Annotated in this window: 6 protein-coding genes, 1 pseudogene and 1 riboswitch; of the genes and pseudogenes, 1 reads left to right on the forward strand and 6 read right to left on the reverse strand. The window is 48.0% G+C overall.

Features of this window, described 5'->3' with window-relative positions; all coding sequences use genetic code 11:
* Nucleotides 1-142: 142 nt before the first annotated feature.
* The 6 genes from P5683_RS21750 to metE all read right to left on the reverse strand — a co-directional run bounded on the left by P5683_RS21750 (nt 143) and on the right by metE (nt 5592).
* A complete protein-coding gene (locus P5683_RS21750) occupies nt 143-646 on the reverse strand; it encodes a DsrE family protein (RefSeq protein WP_006623099.1) in 504 nt (167 codons plus the stop codon).
* A 164-nt stretch (nt 647-810) separates the two neighbouring features.
* A complete protein-coding gene (locus P5683_RS21755; protein ID WP_006623101.1) occupies nt 811-1809 on the reverse strand; it encodes a methyltransferase domain-containing protein in 999 nt (332 codons plus the stop codon).
* A 56-nt stretch (nt 1810-1865) separates the two neighbouring features.
* On the reverse strand, nt 1866-2414 hold the full coding sequence (locus P5683_RS21760) for a cytochrome c (protein ID WP_228116418.1): 549 nt from the start codon (nt 2412-2414) through the stop codon (nt 1866-1868).
* Nucleotides 2415-2466: 52 nt separating this feature from the next.
* Nucleotides 2467-2652, reverse strand: a complete 186-nt coding sequence (locus tag P5683_RS21765) for a hypothetical protein (protein ID WP_006668352.1) — start codon at nt 2650-2652, stop codon at nt 2467-2469.
* Between the two features lie 80 nt (nt 2653-2732).
* Complete coding sequence (locus P5683_RS21770; protein WP_006623104.1) at nt 2733-3248, reverse strand: hypothetical protein; 516 nt, start codon at nt 3246-3248, stop codon at nt 2733-2735.
* A 61-nt stretch (nt 3249-3309) separates the two neighbouring features.
* Nucleotides 3310-5592 carry a 5-methyltetrahydropteroyltriglutamate--homocysteine S-methyltransferase gene (gene metE / locus P5683_RS21775; RefSeq protein ID WP_006668353.1) on the reverse strand — a complete coding sequence of 761 codons (2283 nt, stop codon included), beginning with the start codon at nt 5590-5592 and terminating at the stop codon, nt 3310-3312.
* A 336-nt stretch (nt 5593-5928) separates the two neighbouring features.
* Nucleotides 5929-6074: riboswitch (cobalamin riboswitch) on the reverse strand.
* 228 nt (nt 6075-6302) lie between these two features.
* On the opposite strand from metE, the pseudogene P5683_RS21780 reads away from it, so the two are divergent.
* Nucleotides 6303-6401, forward strand: a pseudogene (locus tag P5683_RS21780) (IS607 family transposase); the annotation flags it as partial.

Raw genomic sequence — 6401 nt, forward strand, 5'->3', positions numbered from 1 at the left:
TGCTATCGTCGCATTGTCCGGGAACAACCGGAAAAATGCCGCGTAAATGTATCAGTCAGGGGAATAGTCAGATACCTGGGGAGATTTCTTCAACAGGGAATTGGCGATGACAACCAAATTCTCTGTTGAGGTCAAAAACTGACTAGAAACCAATAATTTTATCGGCTGCTAAAATCAAACTAGGGATATCCTCGTTCTCCTTTGCTAATTGAGCGCCAGTCCGTAAATTAGCAGCGGTGATTCCGGCGGCTTCGGCACAAGCAGGACAAACCATTACCTTGCCTCCGGCGGCGACAAAATCATCATACATTTGGGCTAAAGTCATCGGACTACTACCCCAGCGCAAGTCTAAGGGTTGATTTCTAGAGGCAATTCTCACCCCCTCCAAAGTCAAAACCAGCGTCACCTGAGCGCCCCGTTTTTGGAGGTTTGTGCCTAATTTCAAAGCCATGAAAGCCGCATGAAGGTCATCAGTGCCATGAGTCAGGTGCATAATAATATTTTGCCCATCACCCCTGGTTTGGGATTGTCCGACTTGGGTCTGATGTTGAGCGGCGGCGGTGCGGGAAAGGTTGACCGACGGCTCTGCCAACACTCCTAAAAGGCTAAGTGCGGCGATCGCTAAACCCAGATGCGTTTTTCTCATAAAACCTTCCTAACAATGCCATGGGAGCAGTCCTAGAAGCCAGCCATATGCTGGCACTAGGAGTTGATCAGGATTTTAGCATAATTGGCGGCGGCTCCAATCAAGAGAACGGTGTTGACTTTTCCCCTTAATTAACATTTGAAGATAGAGACTTCAAATCTTGATTATTTTGGTAACGCTTCACTGGTTTGAGTCGATACAGCCATCTCCTCAACCGGTGCAGCAGCGCGAACAGCCCGAAACATCCCAAATCGGCACAAACCCGCCCCAAAGGCTAACCGCATTAACAGGAATGTGGGGACTTCTCGCAAGGATTTAATCAATCCCGTCACCCCAAAGCGGATAATCCCCTCTGGACGGATTATCCCCTGCCAAATGGAATCTAGCCAAGAGGGTAGAGTTTCGGCGGTCCAGTCTGCGGTGGTGACTTCACCAGATACCAACCCGGTCGCCGCGAGTTCTTCCGCAAAGCCTTCAATACTAGAGAAAGCCGGATGAGCCCATTGATCCAACAGTTGCCGCATGACTACCTTTTCCCAGGCGTTCAAGGGTTTTTGGCGCGAGTCTCGTTGATTCCAGTCCGCCACCACCAGCACCCCACCGGGTTTTAACACCCGCATCATCTCCCGCGCATATTGGGCTTTATCCGGCATATGGGGTCCGGCTTCAATAGACCAAACCACGTCAAAACTGGCATCGGGGAAAGATAATGCCAAGGCATCATCTACCTGAAACCGCGCATTGAGGTCGGTTGGGGTGAGTTCCTGGGCGCGTTTGACTTGCCCTGGAGAGATAGTAATACCTGTGACGGCAAAGCCATAATCTCGCGCTAGAATGCGACTACTGCCACCGATACCACAACCGACATCCAAAACTGTTGTGCCGGTCTGAAGGCGGTCTAATCCCCCCCAACGGACCATTTCATGCACAAAGTCTTCTTTAGCTTTCAGGAAGTCTTTGGGTTGTGGCGGTGAACCATAGTGACCGAGGTGGATATGTTCCCCCCAGTAAAATTCCAGGATGCCGTCATTAGTCCAATCATCATAGGAGTTGGCAACAGAATCGGCGGATTGATATTTGCGAGGGGAAAGCAGGTAAAGTGTTAATCCTACCACAATTGCTAATAACAGCAGACTAATGGTGATTAAAAAAAGGTTGAACATGGTATAATTGTGTTATAATCTAGGATGGCGTGAACTAAAGCCACTAGGTTTCTGGGTTAAGGTTGGCGCACTCGATAAATGCTATGACAATCTAAGCACGTTTGCCTCACTTTTGTAAATGACTCGATCGCATTAATTGGATTTGGTGAATTATTAACCATAGTTTTCAGGGTTTCAAGATTAGCTTGAAAGTTGGCAATCAGTCGAGAAAAGTCATCGGGTTCTGACCAAATTAATGGCTTGGCTCCCCAGCCCTCTGCGTCAGTCATAGCGGTTCCATGTGGGAAAACTTCGGGCATATATTCAGCTAGGGATAATAAGCTATTAATGTGGGTTAGAGTTTGATTAGCAAAAGGAGCCTCTTTTTCTAAAATCGCTTCCAGAGAACGATAATGGGCTGACAATGCTTTCATGTATTGGCGACGATAGGCGATCGCTAAATCCCTGTCTACGGCTGACAAAGAAGTATTTGGGCTGACATTGAGGGCATTATTGTTGGTTGTATCCGTCAAATAATGGGGATAAACTTTCATCAAAAACCCTCCGCCAATAACCAGTAATACAGCAATTACCAGAGTACAAATAAAGCGGATAAATTTAGTCATTAAGCTAGTCTGGAATGAGAAACTTATGGAGTTTTGTGGGCGGGGTAATAAATTATGGTTTTTCATGTCTTTGGGAGAGCGATCGCCAAATTACCAACCAACCATTTCGGAGTCGATTTATAACTTGAATTTTCCCCTTTTTAGGCGCTTTTTCAGCTTTACCCAGCGCCTCCTGTTTGACAAAAGGATGGACAGAAGCGGGAATTTTTCCAGAGCGATCCAGATAATATTTTAGCATCGTATTTATGCCATCATAAGTTGTTAATAATTGAAGGGGCGATGATATTTTCGCCCCCAAATTAGCGAGCAAGAGAATTTTCAGAAGCCATATAAATTATGGTTTCCGAGGGAATATGATTGGCGACTTGAATCCGAGCAGCCATCATCCGCAGGCTGGAATTCTTCCCAGTGTTTGCAGATTTGCTCGTAGCACTTATGCGGAGTAATTGGCAAATTTTTTAGGTAGAAGAATGTCACCTGATTCAATGACTCCAACAGAAACACTAATTCTGTGGTGGGGTTGTAGGTATCGACAGCTTCCAAAATGTGAGCATTCATAAAATGATGACGCAGAATCACTGTGTCAGGCGCAGCCAGCCACGCATTCAGAAAAGCGGCGAGACGCGATCTAGGTACATAGTGAACCTTAAAAACCTCCCCCGCCATTCCTACTGTTGGCGTATTGGTGCTACAAATCACTGCACCCCGTTCACCATTGAGATACCCCACCCAGGCGTTATAGCCTAGAGACAATAGATTTGTAGCAATAAAATCTTGCTGCCAATTCATCGGCGGATTGGGCGGTTCCTTGGTCGGGCTATCTGTTCCATTCATAAGAAATCCCAGGTGGTTTGCACAGACTCCCCCGTTAGGAAACGGGGGATTTAGACATCAGTTATTTTTCAGTCAAATTAGCTTCCTGGCGCAGAATTTTCGCCGCCTCCACCATATTTTTTAGGGAAGGAATCACCTCTTCCCAACCCCTTGTTTTCAAGCCACAATCGGGATTAACCCAAATCTGTTGTACAGGTAAATTGGCGACCCCGGTTTTTAACTGTTGCACCATCTGTTCTGTGCTGGGAACTGCTGGGCTGTGAACATCGTAAACGCCGTTCCCCACTTGATGTTTGTAGCCCGCATCAGTAATTTCAAACAGGGTTTCGTTATTGCTGCGGCTATTTTCAATGGACAACACATCCGCATCCAACCGCTCAATATGCCCAATAATATCCCCAAATTCCGAGTAACACATATGGGTATGGATTTGGGTTTCCGGTTTGGCTATAGCCGCAGACAGACGGAAAGCATCCACCGCCCAGGATAGATACTCATCCCAACGTTCTGGCTTCAGAGGCAGCCCTTCCCGCAAGGCAGGTTCATCAATTTGTACCATCTTCGCCCCCGCGGCTTCTAAGTCGGCTACTTCATCCCGCAAGGCTAAGGCAATCTGCATGGCTTGTTTACTGCGCGGAATATCGGTGCGGGTAAATGACCAGTTAATCATGGTGACCGGACCGGTTAGCATCCCTTTGACAATTTTATCGGTCAGGGATTGGGCTACCTTGAACTCTCGAACTGTCATGGGTCCGGTGCGGGCGACATCTCCATAAATAATCGGGGGACGCACGCAACGGCTGCCGTAACTTTGCACCCAACCATGTTCAGTAAAGGCAAAGCCTGATAACTGTTGCCCGAAAAATTCCACCATGTCGGTGCGCTCAAATTCCCCATGCACTAATACATCGAGTCCGGCTTCTTCTTGGAATTGGATGCACTTGGCAATTTCGGCATCGATCGCCGCTTCATATTCGGCTTGGGTAATGTCACCCCGTTTCAGTTTCACCCGCAGTTGCCGCACTTCGGAGGTTTGGGGGAAAGACCCGATGGTGGTGGTGGGGAATGGGGGCAAAACGGGCTGGCGTTCTTGACGTTGTTCATAAGGCAAAGTCCGCTCTAAATCCTGGGAGGTCAGATTTTGCAGGCGTTCTTTTACCCCCTGATTAACTGGGCTAAATTCCTGGAAGGTTTGCCATTGCCGGAGGATGACTTCCAGATACTTGTCAGGTTCTTGGGTTCCATAGGAGCGATCGGCCCAATCAGCCAGCAGTGTGATTTCTACTAACTTCTGTTCAGCAAAGCTCAAAACGGACCGCAAGGGTTCGGGGAGTTTGGTTTCTCGCTGGGCATCGTATGGCACAAATTGCAGGGAAGCAGACGGCTGAATCCGCAGGTTAGGGGTGACACGGGAAATGGCTTCCAGGGTTGACAAAACGGAGTCCGGGCGAATTTTCCATACATTGCGGGCATCGACAATTCCCGCCCCCAACTCTTTATCGTCGGGGAAACCATACTGTTGCAGTAACTCTAGGTTACGCCCACGGGTGAAGTCTAAACTAATGCCAGCGACGGGTAATTCCATCACCCAGGGGTAATTGTCTCCCAAGTCATCAAAGTAGGTGACCAGGTGAATGGGTAAGCCGACTTGGCTGAGAGATTGATAAGTTGATTGATAGAGTTGTTTAAAGTTGGCAGCATCTCCGAAGACTAAAGCAGGTTCATGGATTTGGACTTCAGCGACACCCATTTTTTGGAGTTCCTGGAGAAGCAGGAGATAGCGATCGCCTAGTTGTTTTCCCGCTTGGTCTTGATTCATCTCCAAACGACTCAGCCGCAGCAAAGTCACCGGACCCAAAACAATGGGAACAGCGCGATCGCCTAATAAGGTTTGAGCGCGATGCACGGTTTGCAGGAAATCGCTAAAGTCGGCTGGCTGTAATGTTTCGGGAATTTCTGGGACGAGGTAGTGATAGTTGGTGTCGAACCATTTGGTCATTTCCAGGGCGGCAATGCCATCCTTACCCCGCGCCATGGCAAAATAACGGTCGAGTCCGCTAAAGGATGCAAACCGTTCGGGAATGATGCCTAAGCGGATGCTCCAGTCTAAAACGTGATCGTAGAGGCTCATGTCGCCAATACCAATGCGATCGATGCCTGCTTGTCGTTGAGTTTCCCAGTTTTTGAACTCAACTTCATTCCGAGTCTGGATGAGGGTTTCTGCGTCCGATTTACCCCGCCAAAAGGCTTCTAATGCCTTTTTTAACTCGCGACTTTTACCAATACGAGGATAGCCGATAGTCGCGGTTTCCAGACGGGTTTGAGTGTATGTTTCCAAGGTCATAAATTGTCGCGTCCTAACGCTGAAAATAGTCATAGAAATCTAGTCCATCCCCGCGACAAACCAGCGGAGTGAACAATTCAAAGCAGCAGAATATCTGCCCAATTGAGTTAAGCAATACTCAGACCAGACTGATTCAAGTCACCGTTAGCATGAGTGACCATCTGCCAGTCAATGTCTACATAAGGCTAGTTTTCTCAAAATGGCAATTTCAAATCAGGGCGCTACCCATGCAACGCCAGGGGAGTCGTCCTAAAAAATGAAGGCAATATTAATTGTGAAAAAGCTAAACGAACCATCATCCGTACCTCGCAGACGAAAAATAACAGTTTGGTGCATCTCCAGAGGAGACAGTTCGGCGGGCATTCTGACTTAGAGAGTTGTGTCTCTCCTCACAGCTGCGGGACAGCGCCGGATTTACGCCGGACTTTCCCCCTTACGTCTGATGGCTGCTCCCCATCAGAACCGACAATATTTAAGCATGATAACACACAAAGCGGAGATTTGACGAAATCATGGCAAAGTTACTGTAAACTGGGGGAACAACGATAGATGTCAGCAACCCGGTTTCTAGGGCTTAGGGTTTCACCAAGCGGCCAAGCCGCCCAAAGTCCATGGGAGAGCCACGGCACGAGAGCATGATTTAATCACAAATTCGGTTAATATTTTAGGGCAATACGGTATAATAAGCGAGAAGGGTTGAGGATAAACCTATTGCCAGATATGTCAAACCCAAGGAAGCGGCCCAAATCCTTCGAGTCCATGAAAGAACACTCCGCAGATGGGACGACAATGGCTCAATCGACACCATG

Origin of the sequence: Limnospira sp. PMC 1279.21 (genome assembly GCF_032349615.1) — a bacterium.
In the GTDB taxonomy this organism is placed as follows: Bacteria; Cyanobacteriota; Cyanobacteriia; order Cyanobacteriales; family Microcoleaceae; genus Limnospira; species Limnospira fusiformis.

What these genes read in the sequence shown, in the direction of transcription:
- P5683_RS21750 (WP_006623099.1), bottom strand. Translation starts at nt 646, where the DNA reads ATGAGAAAAACGCATCTGGGTTTAGCGATCGCCGCACTTAGCCTTTTA.
- P5683_RS21755 (WP_006623101.1), bottom strand. Translation starts at nt 1,809, where the DNA reads ATGTTCAACCTTTTTTTAATCACCATTAGTCTGCTGTTATTAGCAATT.
- P5683_RS21760 (WP_228116418.1), bottom strand. Translation starts at nt 2,414, where the DNA reads ATGACTAAATTTATCCGCTTTATTTGTACTCTGGTAATTGCTGTATTA.
- P5683_RS21765 (WP_006668352.1), bottom strand. Translation starts at nt 2,652, where the DNA reads ATGCTAAAATATTATCTGGATCGCTCTGGAAAAATTCCCGCTTCTGTC.
- P5683_RS21770 (WP_006623104.1), bottom strand. Translation starts at nt 3,248, where the DNA reads ATGAATGGAACAGATAGCCCGACCAAGGAACCGCCCAATCCGCCGATG.
- metE (WP_006668353.1), bottom strand. Translation starts at nt 5,592, where the DNA reads ATGACCTTGGAAACATACACTCAAACCCGTCTGGAAACCGCGACTATC.